Source organism: Pigmentibacter sp. JX0631 (assembly GCF_029873255.1).
Lineage (GTDB): Bacteria > Bdellovibrionota_B > Oligoflexia > Silvanigrellales > Silvanigrellaceae > Silvanigrella.
In genome coordinates this window covers 323,685-341,228 of sequence record NZ_CP123622.1, presented here as the reverse complement: position 1 = coordinate 341,228, position 17,544 = coordinate 323,685, and the positions used below count along the sequence as shown (strand labels likewise).

Annotated in this window: 16 protein-coding genes; 7 read left to right on the top strand and 9 right to left on the bottom strand. The window is 31.0% G+C overall.

The annotated features are described in order from the left end of the window. Position 1: 1 nt before the first annotated feature. Entirely contained in the window at positions 2-988 is a 987-nt protein-coding gene (locus tag QEJ31_RS01450; protein ID WP_280592014.1) for a hypothetical protein, read from the bottom strand. A 47-nt stretch (positions 989-1,035) separates the two neighbouring features. Then, positions 1,036-2,577, bottom strand: a complete 1,542-nt coding sequence (locus tag QEJ31_RS01445; RefSeq protein ID WP_280592013.1) for a peptidylprolyl isomerase — start codon at positions 2,575-2,577, stop codon at positions 1,036-1,038. A 170-nt stretch (positions 2,578-2,747) separates the two neighbouring features. Here QEJ31_RS01445 and mreC point away from each other — a divergent pair, with 170 nt between their 5' ends. From mreC to QEJ31_RS01410, 7 genes are read left to right on the top strand one after another with little or no spacing between them, the layout of a single operon-like run. Beyond that, complete coding sequence (gene mreC / locus QEJ31_RS01440) at positions 2,748-3,647, top strand: rod shape-determining protein MreC (RefSeq protein WP_280592012.1); 900 nt, start codon at positions 2,748-2,750, stop codon at positions 3,645-3,647. Continuing rightward, positions 3,640-4,188, top strand: a complete 549-nt coding sequence (locus tag QEJ31_RS01435; RefSeq protein ID WP_280592011.1) for a hypothetical protein — start codon at positions 3,640-3,642, stop codon at positions 4,186-4,188. The genes mreC and QEJ31_RS01435 overlap by 8 nt, the downstream gene beginning before the upstream one ends. 21 nt (positions 4,189-4,209) lie before the next feature. Next, positions 4,210-6,240: a penicillin-binding protein 2 gene (mrdA, locus tag QEJ31_RS01430; protein ID WP_280592010.1), complete on the top strand. Its 2,031-nt coding sequence runs from the start codon at positions 4,210-4,212 to the stop codon at positions 6,238-6,240. Positions 6,241-6,243: 3 nt separating this feature from the next. Further along, a complete protein-coding gene (gene rodA, locus QEJ31_RS01425) occupies positions 6,244-7,365 on the top strand; it encodes a rod shape-determining protein RodA (RefSeq protein WP_280592009.1) in 1,122 nt (373 codons plus the stop codon). Between the two features lie 10 nt (positions 7,366-7,375). Continuing rightward, positions 7,376-7,561, top strand: coding sequence for a hypothetical protein (locus QEJ31_RS01420; protein WP_280592008.1), 186 nt, complete (start codon positions 7,376-7,378; stop codon positions 7,559-7,561). Positions 7,562-7,573: 12 nt separating this feature from the next. Next, on the top strand, positions 7,574-8,155 hold the full coding sequence (locus tag QEJ31_RS01415) for a crossover junction endodeoxyribonuclease RuvC (protein ID WP_280592007.1): 582 nt from the start codon (positions 7,574-7,576) through the stop codon (positions 8,153-8,155). After that, a complete protein-coding gene (locus QEJ31_RS01410; protein WP_280592006.1) occupies positions 8,110-9,321 on the top strand; it encodes a hypothetical protein in 1,212 nt (403 codons plus the stop codon). The genes QEJ31_RS01415 and QEJ31_RS01410 overlap by 46 nt, the downstream gene beginning before the upstream one ends. Here the strand turns inward: QEJ31_RS01410 and QEJ31_RS01405 are convergent. The 7 genes from QEJ31_RS01405 to pepF form a co-directional block, all read right to left on the bottom strand. Beyond that, the gene (locus QEJ31_RS01405) at positions 9,265-12,030 is read right to left on the bottom strand and encodes a M1 family aminopeptidase (RefSeq protein ID WP_280592005.1); all 2,766 of its coding nucleotides are present in this window, start codon (positions 12,028-12,030) and stop codon (positions 9,265-9,267) included. The genes QEJ31_RS01410 and QEJ31_RS01405 overlap by 57 nt on opposite strands. A gap of 89 nt (positions 12,031-12,119) precedes the next feature. Beyond that, on the bottom strand, positions 12,120-12,872 hold the full coding sequence (locus tag QEJ31_RS01400; RefSeq protein WP_280592004.1) for a hypothetical protein: 753 nt from the start codon (positions 12,870-12,872) through the stop codon (positions 12,120-12,122). Between the two features lie 78 nt (positions 12,873-12,950). Continuing rightward, positions 12,951-13,139, bottom strand: coding sequence for a hypothetical protein (locus QEJ31_RS01395; protein ID WP_280592002.1), 189 nt, complete (start codon positions 13,137-13,139; stop codon positions 12,951-12,953). Positions 13,140-13,321: 182 nt separating this feature from the next. Next, the gene (gene hpt / locus QEJ31_RS01390; protein ID WP_280592001.1) at positions 13,322-13,867 is read right to left on the bottom strand and encodes a hypoxanthine phosphoribosyltransferase; all 546 of its coding nucleotides are present in this window, start codon (positions 13,865-13,867) and stop codon (positions 13,322-13,324) included. A 23-nt stretch (positions 13,868-13,890) separates the two neighbouring features. Then, on the bottom strand, positions 13,891-14,751 hold the full coding sequence (locus QEJ31_RS01385; protein WP_280592000.1) for a purine-nucleoside phosphorylase: 861 nt from the start codon (positions 14,749-14,751) through the stop codon (positions 13,891-13,893). A gap of 19 nt (positions 14,752-14,770) precedes the next feature. Then, positions 14,771-15,586 (bottom strand): YoaK family protein, encoded by an 816-nt coding sequence (locus QEJ31_RS01380; RefSeq protein ID WP_280591998.1) that lies wholly within the window; start codon positions 15,584-15,586, stop codon positions 14,771-14,773. Between the two features lie 15 nt (positions 15,587-15,601). Then, complete coding sequence (pepF, locus tag QEJ31_RS01375) at positions 15,602-17,413, bottom strand: oligoendopeptidase F (RefSeq protein ID WP_280591997.1); 1,812 nt, start codon at positions 17,411-17,413, stop codon at positions 15,602-15,604. Positions 17,414-17,544 lie beyond the last annotated feature (131 nt).

Sequence of the window (17,544 nt, the reverse complement as noted above, 5' to 3'; positions counted from 1 at the left end):
GTTAACCATTATCTATCGGAAACAAAGGTACTTTACCAAAAAAATCGAGAACAAGATTTATTGCGCATTCCTTTGGTAAGCTCATTTTTACAGTATCACCAAAACCCAAATATGCGCAGGAATCAGGTCCATCAACACAGACGAGACCTTGGCGCATGCGAGAAAAAAACAACAATGATTTTTCATCTCCGTCAATAGAAAATTGCTTTAATTGTAAAGATTCATTTCTTGGGGTGTAGGGTTCTCTGACTGCTGCTAATATTTGGGATGAAAGAAGATCTAACTTTTGAAAACCATATGATGAAATAGCAGCTGTACTCCCAGCTGCAGTAGATACCCAAAGTCCACTTGACAATTGTTTCTCAGAACCAAACTCTTTAGTAAAATTTGAGGAAAAAATTCCTAATTGATATCTACTTGTGGCAGCTGGGTGGCGATTACAGAGCAGCACATCATTTAATGCCAATGGAAGAATTTGTTTTCGTGAAACTTCTAGTTTAATTCTTCTTACACTTTTTGTTGAATATTCTTTCTTAACAATACAGCCTATGGCTTTTTCAATATCGTTAGGAACTACAGGACACATATGCCCTACAGAGTGTGCGGGGCAAGAATTAATTCCTAATAAAGCGACATCGCCTCCTACATGATGACTTGCGTGCAAAAGAGTACCATCACCACCTAATGAAATGACCAATTTTAATTTTGGATTTAAACCAGAATTTTTGCATTTATCATTATAGTAACAAATATTATTTGAAGATAATTCATCCAAATTAAATATTTTATATGTCAATGAATATTTTTCTAAAGCTTTGAGTAAAATATCTCTACTTTTTGTATGTTCATTATGCGCTTCTTGTAAAGGAACTGGAGTTTGGTTGTCTCTTTCCAAGTAATCAAAAAAATCTATATTAATTTTACTTCTTGTATATCGCTCTAGGGTTGTTTGTTTTTGAATAATAAAAACATCAACATCACTTTGCAAAATTAGTACCTTTCAATAAATCGGAAGTCTTTTTGCGCTCTAAAAAATTAATTTAGAAGAGCTGGGTTGATTTTAATTTTATCACTTTTTTCATATGAAGATAGGATATACTTTTGTGTTTTTGTGGCGAATTCTTGGCTATTCATTCCAGTCATTTGTTTTTTAAGAGCTTCAATTTGTTCATTTGTATTAGTTGGAACAGTTTTTGAGACTAATTTTACAATAGCTTTTTTAGCCCCGAAATCTAAAACTTTCTGAATTAAATCTCCAGGATTTTTAAGGGAGAAAACATTTTGCGCCAAACTGTCTGATACTCCAAGCTCGGTAATAAATGATTCAGAAACTTTATATTGTTTTGAAACATATTGCCATGTGATTTTATTTTCAGTTAATATTGTGTTTAATTTAGCGATATTTTTTGCTGATAAAGTTTCATTTATTTCTTTTAATAGATTCGCTTCTAGCTTTTGCTTAATGTCGCTTCCTATCATTTGTTCAGCTAATTGTAATTTTACATCTTCAAATGATTTTGTAATGGCTGGCTTACCTTCTATAAATTTAAAAATGCGGTAACCAAAAGGGGTTTCAACTATAGTAGATAAAGGATTTTGGGAAGTTAGGCTTAGTGCAGTGCTAACAGATTTTGGATCCATATTAGATTCATCGATAAATCCAATATTTCCAGCGTTGCTTTTAGCGTTGGAATCATCATTTTTGTCTTTTGCTAATTTGCTGAAGTCTGCACCTTTTGCTAATTGTGCATGAATTTCTTCAATAATTTTTTTTGCTTCAGCTTGAGTTCTATTTAACGCATCTCCTTGTGCACGTTGCGCATCTTTGTAGGAAATCAATATCGTTAGAGCTTTTACTTGTGCTTTTTGCGAAAATTGATTTTTTGAATTATTATATAATTGAGTTAAATTATTTAAATTATTTTTATCACTGGCATATTTTTGAGATTCTTCAAGAACTTTTTGTTTTAAAACAGTATCAGGTAATGCAATTAATGCGTATTGTAATTTAAATTCAGTTGAATTAATTTTATTTTGAATTTCAGCAATATTTGTGCTTGTTGGAGTTGGTAAATATAACAAGTTATTAAATTTTTGAATTTCTAATTGTTGTTTTAAAAATGAATAGAAACTCAATTCTGACATTTGTTGTGAAGCGATATAATTTTTAAAGGCCTGCATATCAAATTGTTGTGTTTTAGGATTTTGAAACTGCGGTATGCTTCTAATTAGAGTAGCCATTTCAACATCTGAAACGTTCCAACCAAAACTTTTAGCTTCTTCTGCAAGAACTTTTTCTTGAATCATGCGTTGGATTAGTTGGCGAGCAAGCATTTTTCTTTGTTCTGGGGGAGTATCTTGGTTCAGCTGACTAGAAATAATTGCAGCAAATTGTTGCATTTCTATTTTTTCAGAACCAACTTGCGCAGCTGTATTAGGATCTAAACCAAATAGACCGGTTGGGTTTAACCTGCCAAAGCCCGTAAAGACAAACGCAACAACTGCAGTAATGATGATAAATCCTAAAACAAATGACTTAGTACTAACCGATGAAAATATTTTAGTGTTTAAACGCACAGCAAACTCCTCTGCAAAAAACCGTCAACATTATCTCGCACTTTTTGAGAACAATTTCAAACTTTATACAGAAAGATCTTTCTTTTTTCTTCAGAACATCTTATTATTTTCTGTAAATTCTGATTTTTGCAAACTTGCTTTTATTATAGACGTTTTTATGTGGGTTAAAAATGATACAATTTAAAAGATACGGTTTTTGGCTGGTATCTGTAGTAACTCTCATCTTTACAATGTTCTTTTTTTCAACAACTCATCCTACAAAAAAAGAGTTAAGTATTTTAGAAAAAATAGTTTATTCTATAAGTAAACCAGTTGAAATGATTTTTCTTTCCTCAAGTCATTATATTTATACAACATATAATTCGTATATAGATTTAAAAAATGCAAGGAAAGAAGCCGATACATTACTCCGAGAAAATGCAGAATTAAAAGTAAAAATTAGAACGTTGGATGATATTATTTTAGAAAATAATAGACTACGAAAATTATTAAATTTATCTGAAAGAATGTCTGTAAAGTTTATAACTTGTGAAGTAACAAGCTCTGATCCTTCATTCATATATAAAAATGTTCGAATTAATCAAGGCTCTAAAAGCGGAATCCAACCAGGAATGGGAGTTGTTGGTGAAGAAGGAGTTGTTGGAGTAGTTATGCGTGTTGCAGTGAGTCATTCTGATGTTTTATTACTCGTCGACCCTAATAGTAACTTAGATGTAATAGTAGCTCGCAATCGTAGAAGAGGCGTTCTCCAGGGTGGTACTGACAATTCAATGCAATTTAAATATTTGGAACGGGGAAGCAGTATTTTAGTTGGTGATGAGATTGTAACAAGTGGTTTAACTGGAGCATTTCCAAGTGGAATTTTAGTTGGAAAGGTAACAAATATTAGGGTCAATTCAGATGGTGTTACACAAACTATTGAAGTTAAACCAGCAGTAAATTTTTTAGATCTATCTGAGGCTCTAGTTCTTTTAAATCCTAATAGAGAAGTTGATGTAATTCGTAAAGTTGGTGGAGTAGATTGGATGAAGAAATTACTAGAATCAAATGCGGAGAAATCTGGTGGCTAAGACTAACTATTTAAAAAGCAAGACATCCCATTTTTTTTTCTCCCTGCTATTTCTTATATTTCTTGTTTATTTACAGTCATGCGTTCTGGCAAAAAGTTCTTCTCTTTGGTTGCATATAGATTTAGTTTCTGTCGCAGTAATTTTTGTAAGTATCCAACATTTTTTACCATTAGCTTTAATTAAAATATTATTCATTGCAATTTTATTGCAAGTAAATTCATCAATACCAAATGGTTTTTACATTATGTATTTTTTGTTAATTATTGTATTTTCACATATTCTTTCAAAAATATTTTTATTCAACAGTTACTTTGGACAATTTTTTATTTTTTTGAGTCTGTTTTTTCTAAAATTTTTTCTTTTTTATTTTACAATACAAAACAGAGATTTTTTGACTTTAGTAGGTTTACTATCCATTTCATGGAAAGGCTTTATTTCTTCGCTAATTATCGCATTACCTTTATTTAAATTTTTAAACTTTATAGATTCATTTTTTGAATTTATTCCTTCTCATGATAAAAAGAAGTTAATAGATCTTTAAATTTATTATTGGAGTCGGATAATGCTTGATAATAGGTCAAGACAAGAGTCTGTTTCAGATCCAAATCGGAGAAATATTATAGTTTCCTGTTTTTTAGGAATTACAGCAGCTATTACAGCTCGTCTTTGGTATTTACAAATTATTAAAGGAACAGATTTTTCTGTAGCATCGGCAAGAAATAGAGTTAGAGAAATTACAAGACCTGCTCCAAGAGGACTTGTTTATGATCGAAATAGCCGTATTTTACTTTCAAATAGATTGTTTTTTGATTTAATTGTTATCCCTCAGTATCTGCAAAATAGACCGAAAACTCTTTCCATTGTTTCTGATTTATTTCATATACCAATTCAACAAATTGAAAGAAAACTTTTAGATTCACAGGCAAACCCAAAATTTGTGCCTGTTAGAATAAAAAGAAATTTATCTCTTCATGAAGTAGCCACTCTTGAATCTAATAAATTCTTTTTACCAGGAGTGGATGTGGATTCTGCACCTCGAAGAGATTACTTAGGTAATGAATCAGCGCATTTGTTTGGTTACCTTGGTGAGGTAACGGCAAAAGAATTAGATATTTTAAATTCACAAGTCTCTAATTATCAATATCGTGTAGGTTCTATTATTGGAAAAACAGGAATTGAAAGAAAATATGAAAAATATCTTCGTGGCGGAGAAGGGCGAGAAGCATTGCTTGTAGACGCATTGGGAAGGTTACAGGCTGACAACTCATTAGATATTTCTTTAAATTTGAGTAGACCCGCCCAAAGAGGAAATGATGTTTATTTAACAATTGATTCAGACTTGCAAAATGTTGCGACAGAAGCATTTCGGAACAAAAATGGAGCAGTATGTGCAATAGATCCAAATAATGGTGAAATTTTGGTATATCTATCTAATCCCAATTATAAATTAGCAATGTATCAAGATGGTTTAACTATGGAAGATTGGCAAAATTTAAGATCAAATCCATTTAAACCATTACTCGATAAAGTAACAGGTGGGGCATACCCCCCAGGTTCTACATTTAAAATTATTGTAGCCTTAGCAGCTCTTGAAGAGGGAATTGTTACTGCTGAAAGAAAATTCAATTGTCCAGGCTATTTTGTCTTAGGAAATGGGCGTTGGAAATGTTGGAAACATACAGGTCATGGGCCAGTTAATATGTCTGCAGCCTTGGAATTAAGTTGTGATGTTTATTTTTACAACGTTGGAAACTTAGTGGGAATTGATCGCATAGCAAAATGGGGAAAACTATTTGGATTAGGCGAGAGAACAGGTCTTGATTTAAATATGGAATTACCTGGAATTTCTCCTTCAACAGAGTGGAAACTGCGTACAAAAGGTCTTCCCTGGTTAAGTGGTGATACAATTAATGCTTCAATTGGACAAGGATTTAATTTGTGTACACCAATCCAAGTTTTAAACGCTTTTGCCGCTGTTGGTAATGGTGGTACTTTATATAAGCCACATTTTTTAAAGAAAATTATAGACAGTCAAGGAAAAGTAATTTTTGAAGAGAAACAGACAGAAATTAGAAAAATTAAAATAAATCCTGCCAATTTAGCAGTTGTAAAAAAAGGATTATTTGATGTTGTGCAATCTAATGTAGGAACTGCAAAAAGAGCACGTGTGGAAGGGTTTACCGTTTCAGGGAAAACAGGAACAGCGCAGACTTCGGCATTGAAATTTACCAAAGGTGTGAATCAAGAAGATGTTGCCTTTAATGCTCTAGATCATGCTTGGTTTGCTGCATATAGTCCAAGCGATACTCCTGAAATAGCAGTAGTTGTATTTAGTGAATACGACGGAGGGGGAGGTGGAGCCAATGCTGCTCCAATAGCGCAACAGATTATTGAAGCATTTTGGCGAAAAAAATTTCCTGAAAAATTTGCGAAGCCCGTGAAAAGCAGTTTGATACCGAGAAGACAAAAACCTATAATGGATAATAATTCAGAATTGCCAAATGAAAATATTCCTATGGAGCGTATTAATGAACAAAATCAAACTGATGGACAGCCATTAAATGAATCGGTTTTGCCTGAAGAATTGAGGTAAATTATGATTATATTTTCATTAATTAAAGATCGTTTTAAAGGAATGCCTTGGGGCATTGTTATTACAAGTTACTCAATTATTTGTATAGGACTTTATAATTTGTATAGTGCCACAAATGCTTTTTATTATCCTGCCCGATTTTATGATCAAATTATTTTTATTTTAATTGGTACTTTTGCGGCAATATTCTGGGGAGTTCTATTAGATATTAAAAATTTGGAACGTTTAAGTTTATTTGGATATATTTTAGTTTGCTTAATGCTTTTGGCTGTTGATATATTTGGACGTAGCGCAAAAGGAGCGGAGCGTTGGTTGGTTTTGGGACCAGTAAGAATTCAGCCGAGCGAATTTGTGAAGTTTGTTATTATATTAATTGTTGCAAGAAGCTTTAATTTAATGAAAGGTTTTTCTGATTTTTCTTTATTAAGTTTATGGAGACAAATTTTATTTATTGGTGTTCCTTTTCTGTTAATATTAGCACAACCTGATTTGGGAACGGCCAGTTTAGTATTGCTTATTTCAGGGCTACAAATTGCGACAATAAAAGTAAGAGGAAAAAGTATTTTAACCGTTCTATTCATAACTGTAACCTTATCTATATTGGCTTGGAACTTTATTCTTTATGACTATCAAAAACAGAGAGTGTTAACATTCATAAACCCAATGCTGGATCCTCGAGGTTCAGGGTATCACTCAATCCAAAGTATGATTGCCGTTGGGAGTGGAGGACTTTGGGGACAAGGTTTTGGACAAGGAACGCAAGCTAAATTAAATTTCTTACCAGAACGACATACCGATTTTGCGTTTTCTGTTTGGGCTGAAGAGCATGGTTTTATTGGTTGCCTGATTTTAATTTTTTTGTTTTCTATTTTAATTATTCAAATATTTCAAATAGCTGATAGAGCCAGAGATTCCTTTTCGGTATTGGCTACGGTTGGGGTTGGTGCATTTTTTCTTTTTCATTTTGTTATCAATATCAGCATGGTTTTAGGTGTCTTTCCGGTCGTTGGTGTTCCGCTGTCTTTTATTAGTTATGGCGGGACGCATATGGTTACTGCTTTGAGTTGCATTGGAATAGTAGTTGCCGTAGAAAGAAAAAGGTATTTATCAACAACATCTTTTTAAGAGGTTATTTGTGGTAGAAGAAGTGGTACAAGAAAAAAACTCAAAAATAAAAATATTATTTATTAGTGGATTTATTTTTACACTTATTTGTACATCTTTATATTTATTTTTAACTGCACTAGAAGATGAGCATAAAGTAGATCAGCCTCAACTTAATATTCATCAAAATCAAATAAGAACAGAAAAATTTCACTAGGTTAATATAGTAATGCGAATTTTAGGGATTGATCCAGGTACAAGAATGGCTGGATATGGTGTTATAGAAATACAAAATTCGGGAAAAATTTTGGCTGTTGCAGCTGGAGCCTGGGATTTAAATCCATCTCAAGAATTAGCTTCTAGATTAGCAACTTTAGCTATCGAATTTCGGCGTGTTGTTGCAGCGTACTCTCCAACACATTTATGTATTGAACTATCATTTTTGGCTGAAAACCCTAGATCGGCTTTATATTTAGGACATGCTAGAGGTGTGGTGCTGTCTGAAGCTCATCAATGTGGCTTGAAGATAAGTGAAATTAGCGCCACAGCAGCAAAAAAAATAATATCAGGCAATGGACGTTGTGATAAAAATGAAATTGCAAAAATTATGAGTTCATTATTGGGTTTTCAAATGCAATCTCTCCCACTTGATGCAACCGATGCGTTATCTATAGCCTGTGCAGATGCAATGCGACTAAAACAACAGTCTTTCCATCCAATGCATAAAAATGTTGCTAATGAAAAAAATAATAATATTTTAGAAGAATGGAAAAAATCGAAAAGACAAAGAAGAAAGTTACAGTTTTTTTAATGTTAAAAATTATATATTATTTCATTTTTATTTTTTTATTTTCTAATCTTTATGCAAATGATTTTAAGCAAGAATTAGATTCGGAAATAATATCATTCCCAACTAGATATAGATTATTTAAGTTAACGGTATATTCTCCTTTTACTGATCTTTCTTTTTCTATTGGTGACCGCGAATATAAAAAAAGTATTGAAAATATTTCAATTGGTCTTGTAAATAATGAAGCTGAAAATATTATTGGCCTTGGAATTAGCTTAGGACTTCTAAATGTTAAAAATAATTTTTATGGTTTTGGAATTTCATTAATTCAATTTACTGATGAAGTATTTAGCGGTTTCCAGTTAGGCTTATATTCGCAAACTAAAGAGCTAAATGGTTTCCAATTATCTCTTATTGCAAACTCAAATATCGTAAATGGATTGCAATTTAGCGGATTTAATTATGCCGAAGAAATAAATGGAGCTCAACTTTCATTTTCAACAAATTATGCAAGAAATTTAAAAGGAATACAATTTGGAATATATAATGATGCTGATGAGGTTTGTGGAGTTCAAATAGGAATAGTAAATAATGCTAAAAAAGTTTATGGATCGCAAATAGGATTTATAAATATAGCCGGAGAATCAAAAGGGTTATCGTTGGGAACAATTTTTTCAATGGATAAAACAAATGGCTTTTCAAAATTATATTTTGCTTCAGAAAATTATTTTCCCTTAAGCTATGGAGTAAAAATAGGTAGCAATTTGTTCTATAGTATTATTGAAGCTTCTCCTAAAAATTATGTTGTTAATAAAAAACTAGTGGGACTTTTTTTATTAAATAATAATTTTCTTACATTTCCCTTTGATTTAAATATTTCTTTTGGTATAGGAAGCCAGTTAAGTATAGATAAAGTATTTTTAGCATTAGAATTAAAATGGTTGAATATAGCGGAACAAGATGAAAGGGAATCAATTGGAGAGCATTTTTCTCTTCATTATTCTTTATTAACTGGATATAGAATATCAAAAGATGTAGAATCATTTTTGAAATTTTCTGTTTATAATATGGATATACCCGGAAAATTTCAATTACTTAATACAACAAATTACCTTCCAAACGAACAATATTTATTTACTCTTGGCTTTGGATTTCAAATGTTTCTTTTTGGGAGCGATCGGTTTTAATTTTTCTAGCACAAGTTTTATTTCTGTTAATTCATGTTGAATTTTTTGATACTTTTCTTTTAATTCATTTATTTCCAAGACTTTTTCAAAGTAGCTTTTTGTATCTAAGTTTTTGAGAAATTTTTGATAAGATCTCCTTGATCTTGGAATTAGCATTGATAAAATGCCATAATTTTTTCTTTGGTAAAATTTTCTAAATTGTGCATCATAATATGGATCTAACGAATTTGCCCAGATATCTGGTAAAGCTGAGGCAATCCGAATAGGAAATAAAGCTTCTGCAAAATAAATTAATGAAGGTCTTAGTTCTGATCTAATATTTGGATATTTGCTTGAAAGTTTGCTTAAAACTGTTAAAGCTCCAATATTTATTCGCCAATGTTGGGATATTTTTTCACAGAAAGGTTGTATTAATTTTAAGTGCTCAGGTTCACAAAATTCTGCAATTAAATTTAATGCAGCTTGTTCTAAAATTCCGTTAAAAGATGGTTTACTTAAAAAAGAAAATGCAAAATTTATTATTTTTTTTCTATTATCATCAGATCGTAAGAGTGAAGATTTTTGTGAAATTTGTTGGATAGAACGAATTGCGGTTTCTCTACAATTTAAAGTTTCTTTCTCATTTTCTGCAATAATTACTAATTTATCGAGCAGATTTATTTGTTTTATTTGTGATGAGTTAGCTTGTGCTGATATTAGTGCAGCTTTGGATAAAGGATGAGTGTCATTTAAAATTGTTAATAAATTTGCTCCATGAATTCGTCCTTCCTCACTAAGAATTTTATATGAAGAACTTCTTACTCTGAAGCTTTCTTCAGATTTTAGCCATTTTTCGATATGACTAAAATTTTCTTTATTATTATAATAAAGGCAGATATTTTTAGTAGCTAAAAATTTAAAATAAGAATATTTTGAATTTTGTTGTTTAAATATTTCTGAAATAAAAGATTCAGGAATTTTTTGGTTAACTTCTCCAATAATAGTTCCGTTCGGATCAAATATACAAAAAGACAATTTTTCTTTCAAAGGTATTGATATTTTTTTGTTTTTATCATCAATAATTATTTTAATTATTTCTTCTTTTTCACTGGAGTATTTTAAGTATATATTAGTTTCTAAATAAAATTCAGGAAATTCTTTAGAAATATTTTGTTTTTGAGAAATATTGATATTTATTATCGAAGTATCATACTTAGAAAACTCGCAAGAAACATCAAGATCAGGATGCCCTGCTCTAAATATAAAGTTATCGAAATGAATTGTTGGATCAATACCTGTTACAGTTTGTATAGCATTTATAAGATCTTTCGTTTCAACAGCTTTAAAAGCATTGTGAGTAAGGTAATAGTGAATTGAATTTTTGAATTCATTTTCTCCTAAAATATCTCTTAAGTAATTTAAAAATAAGGCTCCTTTTTCATATAAGTGAGCATCAAATATTTCAGAAACAAATTCGTATTGATTACATACAATAGGTCTGATATATGATTTAGCTTCTCCTAAATATCCAGCTAAGTAATTATCGTGCGCATAAAAAATTCCGCTAACTTTACCATTAGTATATTCATCCCACAACATTTCACTTTGAGTCGCGAAACCCTCATTAAGCCAACCTTCACTCCAAGTTTTGCAAGTAAGTAAGTCACCAAACCATTGATGAGCCATTTCATGCATGACTAAATAAGTTCTTCTTTCATTACCATTTGCAAATAATTTTGGCCCTAAAACCTCATCTGTATTTATCGTTATACTTGTATTTTCCATTCCACCATAAAGAAAATCAGCCACAAAAGCTTGACCATATTTATCCCATGCAAACTCATAGTTCCAATAATTAGAATAAAATTCTAACATTTCTTTTGTCTCTGATAGAATTTCTGTTTTCATATTTTCGTATTTAAAAGGTAACAAAAGGCTAATTTCTTTATTTCGCCATTCATCTTTGCTAAAAGCCATATTTCCAGCTACAAATGCTACTAAATAAGGGGAATGTTGAGTAGACATTTCCCAAATTTGAACTTTATATTTTTCATGTATTTTTTCAGAAATTTTTAAGCCATTTGCTAATGCGTTCCATTGACTTGGAAATGAAAACTGTAATGTTGTTGTTATTTTTAATCGAGGATCATCTTGGCATGGAAACCAGTAGGGTGAATCTGAATCTTGACCTTGAGTCCAAACACAATCATAATTAGCATGGCTTTTTTTATTTGCATGGACAAAATAAAAGCCAGCATTTGGATCTTGAATTTTATAATTAATTTTTAAAATAAAATAAGTATCTTTTTTTATATTTTTAGGAATTTCAAGATTGATTTTGCTACTATCAGCTGAATAATCACATTTTTGATATTTAAGTGTTTCAATCTTTCTAAAATCTGGGATTTTTTTATTTTCTAAATTGAATAAATCTTCAAAAATAATATTACAAAATGATACAGAATTAATTTGCATTTCATATGCATCTATATTAAATTTTGTTAAATTTTCAGCTTTAGTTTCAAAAACAAGGTAACAGTCACCAAATAAACTATTATTTTCAAAGTCAATTACAACATTAAGGTACATATGTTTTTGTTCAGCTAAACGAGAAACATTATATATCCGTTTTATTTTAGATTTTGCAGGAAAATTTTGAAAACCTATTGTATTTTCTTCTATTACTTTATTAAACTCAAACACCTTTTGTAAATGAGAACCTATAATCATTGACGACCCTCCTATGTTCTATAGGAGTAATTTTTTTAATTTTACTTGTAAATAATAAGATTGTGATATTTTAGAATTACAATTTTTTTTTAAGGAATAATCCAATCTACCCATCTATTATTTTCTGCTTGATCTTGAAGGTCTTTTAAAATTTTTGAATAATTTAAACATCTATAAATTTCTAAATTTTTATTTATGCTTTCAATATCCCAGTTTTTTTTGAATTTTGGGAGCAAAGTATCATGATCTGTATATTTCAATGGCTTTTTAAATATTGCGGATTCATTTTTTTGTCCTCTTATCAGTAAGACTTTTTTCTTATCTGGAGATTGAATATGTTGCTTTCTATATATGATATGCTCACTGCAAGATGTGTGAAAATTTACAAGTTTGTTTTCATCAATTGGTCCGCTAGCTTCATCAAGGTCATTAACTAAAAAGTAACCAAATATAAAATTATTTGGATCCCCATTAAGTACAAAATTGTCTTTTTTAGAATCATATTTTTGTAAAGTTATTGAAAAAAGTAAAAGATCATCCTTTTTTAATTTACTGAGAATACTAATATATTGTGTTCTTGTTTCTCCATATGTGAAAGTGTAGAACTCAGGATCAACATGCCCAGTCCCTTCGTCAACAAAAGAACTCATGTGCATTCCACGTAAATTGAGATTTTGACAATTCATTTTAGAATAATGTTTATGATTGTGATGTTTACTTGTATTAAAAGAAGTTTCTAAAGGTGATGGTATGTATTCGTAAGTATTATCCTTAAATATTGGAGAAAGACCTTTATTTTCTTTTAAATTAGCACCAACATGAATGATAAAAGCATTATTCATAGAAACACCTTAAAATTGAAAAAGCCTACAAATATTATGTAGGCTTTTAAATTATTTTTAAAGAGCGAAGTAACAAAATTATTTTGCTTCTTCTTTCTTTCCTTTTTTAGCTTTTTTGCCTTTTTTAGCTTTCTTTTCTTTTTTACCGGCAGCTGGAGCTGCTTCAGCTGGAGCTGCTGCAGGAGTACCTGCTGGAGCTTGTGCAAGAGCTGGAGTAACTAAAGAAACAAGTAAAGCAGAGGATAATATTGCTGGAATCATTCTCATAAAAAAGCTCCCAAATGTCCGGGCTAGAGCCAACGGAATAGTCTAAGAAATTGAGTATCCTACTAGAAACGTACTTTAAGAAGAAAAGTTTATTTTTTTGTAGGCTCTCAATATATTAAAACTAAAGAAGAGATTTTTTTATTCCATTGCAGAAACTTTTTTATTTTTCGTCAATTTATTGACTAGGCTTTGGTTAAATTTGCAATATATGGGAGGTTGCGAAATTTGCCATTTAAATCGAGTCCGTAGCCTATGACAAAATTCTTTTGAATTGTAAATCCAATATAATCAGCTTGAATGGGGAATTCATGCGCATCAGGTTTATCTAGTAATGAACAAACTTTGATAGATAATGCATTCGTATGTTTAAGTTCGTTTAAAAGAAAATTAATAGAACGACCTGTATCAACAATATCTTCTATTACAAGAATATGTTTATTTGCTAAGGAAGTAGGTAACGGTGTTACCAATTTAACATTACCTGTGCTGCTTGTGCCTTCGTAACTTTTTATTCTTATGGTTTCAATTTCAGTTGGCATTTCTAAATTTCTTACTAAATCTGCGCCAAATAAAATTGCTCCGTGCAATACTATCAAAACTACTAAAGTTTCTTTGTTACCATAGTCTTTATTTATTTGTTCAGCTATTTTTTTGGTACGTTCTTTAATATCTAATTCACTAAATAAAACACCAACATTCATTAAAGTACCATCAACTTGAATTTGCATTTACAAAAACTCCAAAAAAAAAACTAAACTTCTAAAGAAACAGCAGCTTTTAAAACAATATTTGCCATATCAGAAGCAAATCGTTTACCCATATCCATTACTTCTGTATGTGATAATTGAGCTTGTTTAAGTCCTGCGCCATAATTAGTTAAACAGCTCAAAGCTGCAACTTTAGCACCTAACTGTCGAGCCGCAATGGTTTCTAAAACAGTACTCATACCAACGGCGCTTGCGCCTAGGGTTTTAAACATTCTGATTTCAGCAGGAGTTTCATAATGTGCTCCGAGGACACCATAATAGACTCCATCATAAATGGTATGATTGCTTAAATGCGCTATTTCTTTTATTTGGGATTGCCATTTTTTATCATAACCTTCACTCATATCAACAAATTGTGCACCAAACCCCAAACCATAATCACCATTTAAAGGGCTTAATCCCGTTGCATTAATATGATCTGTTAAGATCATCATTTTTCCCAATTCCCACTCTGTATTCAGACAACCTGCAGCATTTGTCAATATAATTCCTTTTACACCCCAAGTTATTAGGCTTCTTAAATTATGCACAACTTCTCCCGGATCATTTCCTTCATAGGCATGATTTCTGCCTCTTAAAAAAGCAATTTCGCGGGTTTTTTCTTTTCCAGAAGTTAAGTACGCTGTAACAGAGCCTATACGCAAGTCTCCAGAATGACCTTGAACAGTTGAAGTTTTAAAACCAGGAATTTCTTCAAAACGTACAGATTTCATTTCTTGAATTTTGGGAATTGCGTCAGACAGTCCTGAACCTAATACAATGGCTATTTCTGGCGCGCTTCCATGCCATTTTTTTAAATACTCAACACTTTGTTGAACGTTATCTTTATATTTTGTTATTCGCATGGATTATCCTTTTATTTTATTAAAGTTTCTTGCTTCCTATAAAAAACTCAATAATAGCTATCATAATTAGAATAAAGATTGGAACAATTAAAATAAAAAAATGGAAATGGATAAATCCAAATGTTCCTATAATAGCTCCCACCCCAAAAAAGAGTAGGGTGAATAAATTTACAATTAAAATATCGATTTGTTGTCTTGAATAAACTAATTTGAGAGGGATCAAGAATGAGGCTGATAATTTTCTATATTTTATGATGTATAAAGGAGCTATGATCAGTGGTCTAAAACTTAAATAGAAGATAGTACCTAGAGAACTTCCAATATCTGTAGCAGTTCCCGTCATATGTGTTGTTCGAATATGGGCCCCTTGTTTTTTTCTTAAAGTTGCATTTTGGATACCCATAGCAAAACTTAACACGAGAAAAAAGTTAGCATGACCGTAAGAATCATAGGTTAATTGTAAATCTGAATAGTAAAAAGCTTCAAACATGACGTAAAATAATAAAATTGCTTCAAGTATTACTGGTAATATTAAAGTTATTCCTTGTTCTTCAACAGTTTTACCTCGCATGAGGATGGCTGTTGAAGCAGACCCCAAAATAAAAAATAAAACTGCAGTAGAAGAGGTTATCGCCAAAATATAATAGTGTTTAGAATATTCAACAGCTGCATAGGTGGCATGTCCTGAGACATGGGATACAAATAATCCAAAGCCCAAAAAACCAACGGAATTTACTAGGCCTGCAACAAATGAAAGCAAAGAACCTAAACCTAATTTCCGAGATACTTTGAGAATTAAACTTTCTTGATTGTCTTTTGAATGACTTGTTTCCATGTTTAATTATAGTTGTTACAATTCATTTTCCGCAATAGCTAAATTTTTTTGATAATTTAAAAAGGCATTTTCAACAGGTTTTGGAGTTAGGAAATCTATTCCTGCGTCAAGCAAAATTTCCAAAGGAGGTTTTGAACCTCCAGCTTTTAGCAAAGTAAAGATTTGCTTTCTTGTAGTTTCAGGATCTGTCTGTAATGCTTCAGATAGTGCAAGCGAAGCACAGTAACTAGTTGCATATTTATAAACATAGAAAGCTGAATAAAAATGTGGAATTCGCATCCACTCATGTTTTATAAAGTCTGGAAGAGCACTGTGTTCTTCTCCATACCACTCTTTATTCATATTAAAATAAATTTCTTCTAGTTTTTCAGGAGTAAATGCTTCATTTTCATCAACAATTTTTGCCGCTTCACGTTCAAAATTGGCAAATAAAACTTGGCGTAAAACTGTTCCTTCAAAATTTTCTACATTTTCGGATAAAACATATTTAGCAAGATCAGTGCCTTTTCTTTCTTTTAATATATATTGACTAAGTAGTGCTTCATTTAATGTACTAGCGACTTCAGCAACAAAAATTGCATAATGGGCATTATGGTATGGCTGATTTTTGTTACTGTAATAGGAATGCATAGAATGGCCTAATTCATGGGCTAATGTATATACATCGCCTAACGTTCCAGTCCAGGTCTGTAACATATATGGGCGAGAATCGTAAGTTCCCCAAGAAAAGGCACCAGATCTTTTTCCTTCATTTTCAGCTCTGTCAATCCATCTTTCCTTTGTTAAACCTCTTGTAGCAATTTCAACATATTCATTTCCTAATGGTTGAATTGCTTTTAAAACAAGATCTCTACCTTCTTCCCATGAAAAATAAGCATTTTCTTTGCTTTCAAATAAAGAAACATATCTATCGTAAGGATATACTTTCTCCAATTTCAAGATTTTTTTTCTAATCCGCATACTTTCATGTAAGGTTTTCAAATTTGCTTTTACATTCTTTATTAAACTGTCATAAAGTTCTATGGGTATATTATCATCAAATAGTTCACTCTCAAGAAAACCAGAGAATTTTCTAATTTTGGCGATGTTTGAGCCTGTAGACATGTTTCCGTAATAATTCGCTGTAATGGTATTTCTCCATTTAGCAATTTCTTGATAATACGATTGGAATGTATTTTCCCTTAATTTTCGATCTCTAGATTGTAGGTTAAGAGAATATCTGGAATTGGAAACAATATGTTTATCGCCTACAGAATCCAATGCTGGTTCAAATTTCAGGTCGGCATTGTTCCATTTACTATGAATTTCATCAAATGTTCTTAAAGGAACAGAAAGTTTTGCTAATATTTCTTCTTCCTTTTCAGTTAATATATGTTCTTTACTTCTTAACAATTCTGATAGTGAAAACTTATAAGCATTTAACGGAGATTTTTCTAACCAAATTTTTAAATTTGAAATTTCTAACATTTCTGGATTCATAAATGAAAATTTCGCGGTCAAATTAGCCATTTTATTTTCAATTTTTCCAACAGCTTCTGTGGCTCTATTGTTAGAAGTGTCTTCTGTGCTTCTTAATTGAGCATATACAAATAAATTTTCAAGTTTTCGCGATAAATTTTCTTTATATTGAAGACATTCAAACAAAATATCCGGTTTTATAGCCAATTTGTTTTTAAATTTTTCTTGAATTATATTTTCTACTTCCTCTTCACTGGGAAGACTTTTGAAATTTTTCTCCCAAATATCAAAATCTTGAAAAAGATCTGACAGATCCCATGTTTCTTCAATGTTGATTTCATTTCTATTTTTGATTTTTTGCATATTCATTTTATAATCCTTTCAATACAACCCAATCAAATTCGTATACTTATACCATAGGGTTCTATTATAGAATAGGATCTGAGGAAGGTAAGATTTCTTGATTTAAGTGATACTTGTTGATTTAAAAATTTATGTCG

Excerpts from the sequence above, each read along its gene's own strand:
- mreC (WP_280592012.1), top strand. The coding sequence starts at position 2,748 with ATGATACAATTTAAAAGATACGGTTTTTGGCTGGTATCTGTAGTAACT.
- mrdA (WP_280592010.1), top strand. The coding sequence starts at position 4,210 with ATGCTTGATAATAGGTCAAGACAAGAGTCTGTTTCAGATCCAAATCGG.
- rodA (WP_280592009.1), top strand. The coding sequence starts at position 6,244 with ATGATTATATTTTCATTAATTAAAGATCGTTTTAAAGGAATGCCTTGG.
- QEJ31_RS01415 (WP_280592007.1), top strand. The coding sequence starts at position 7,574 with ATGCGAATTTTAGGGATTGATCCAGGTACAAGAATGGCTGGATATGGT.
- QEJ31_RS01410 (WP_280592006.1), top strand. The coding sequence starts at position 8,110 with ATGGAAAAAATCGAAAAGACAAAGAAGAAAGTTACAGTTTTTTTAATG.
- QEJ31_RS01405 (WP_280592005.1), bottom strand. The coding sequence starts at position 12,030 with ATGATTATAGGTTCTCATTTACAAAAGGTGTTTGAGTTTAATAAAGTA.
- QEJ31_RS01400 (WP_280592004.1), bottom strand. The coding sequence starts at position 12,872 with ATGAATAATGCTTTTATCATTCATGTTGGTGCTAATTTAAAAGAAAAT.
- QEJ31_RS01395 (WP_280592002.1), bottom strand. The coding sequence starts at position 13,139 with ATGAGAATGATTCCAGCAATATTATCCTCTGCTTTACTTGTTTCTTTA.
- hpt (WP_280592001.1), bottom strand. The coding sequence starts at position 13,867 with ATGCAAATTCAAGTTGATGGTACTTTAATGAATGTTGGTGTTTTATTT.
- QEJ31_RS01385 (WP_280592000.1), bottom strand. The coding sequence starts at position 14,751 with ATGCGAATAACAAAATATAAAGATAACGTTCAACAAAGTGTTGAGTAT.
- QEJ31_RS01380 (WP_280591998.1), bottom strand. The coding sequence starts at position 15,586 with ATGGAAACAAGTCATTCAAAAGACAATCAAGAAAGTTTAATTCTCAAA.
- pepF (WP_280591997.1), bottom strand. The coding sequence starts at position 17,413 with ATGAATATGCAAAAAATCAAAAATAGAAATGAAATCAACATTGAAGAA.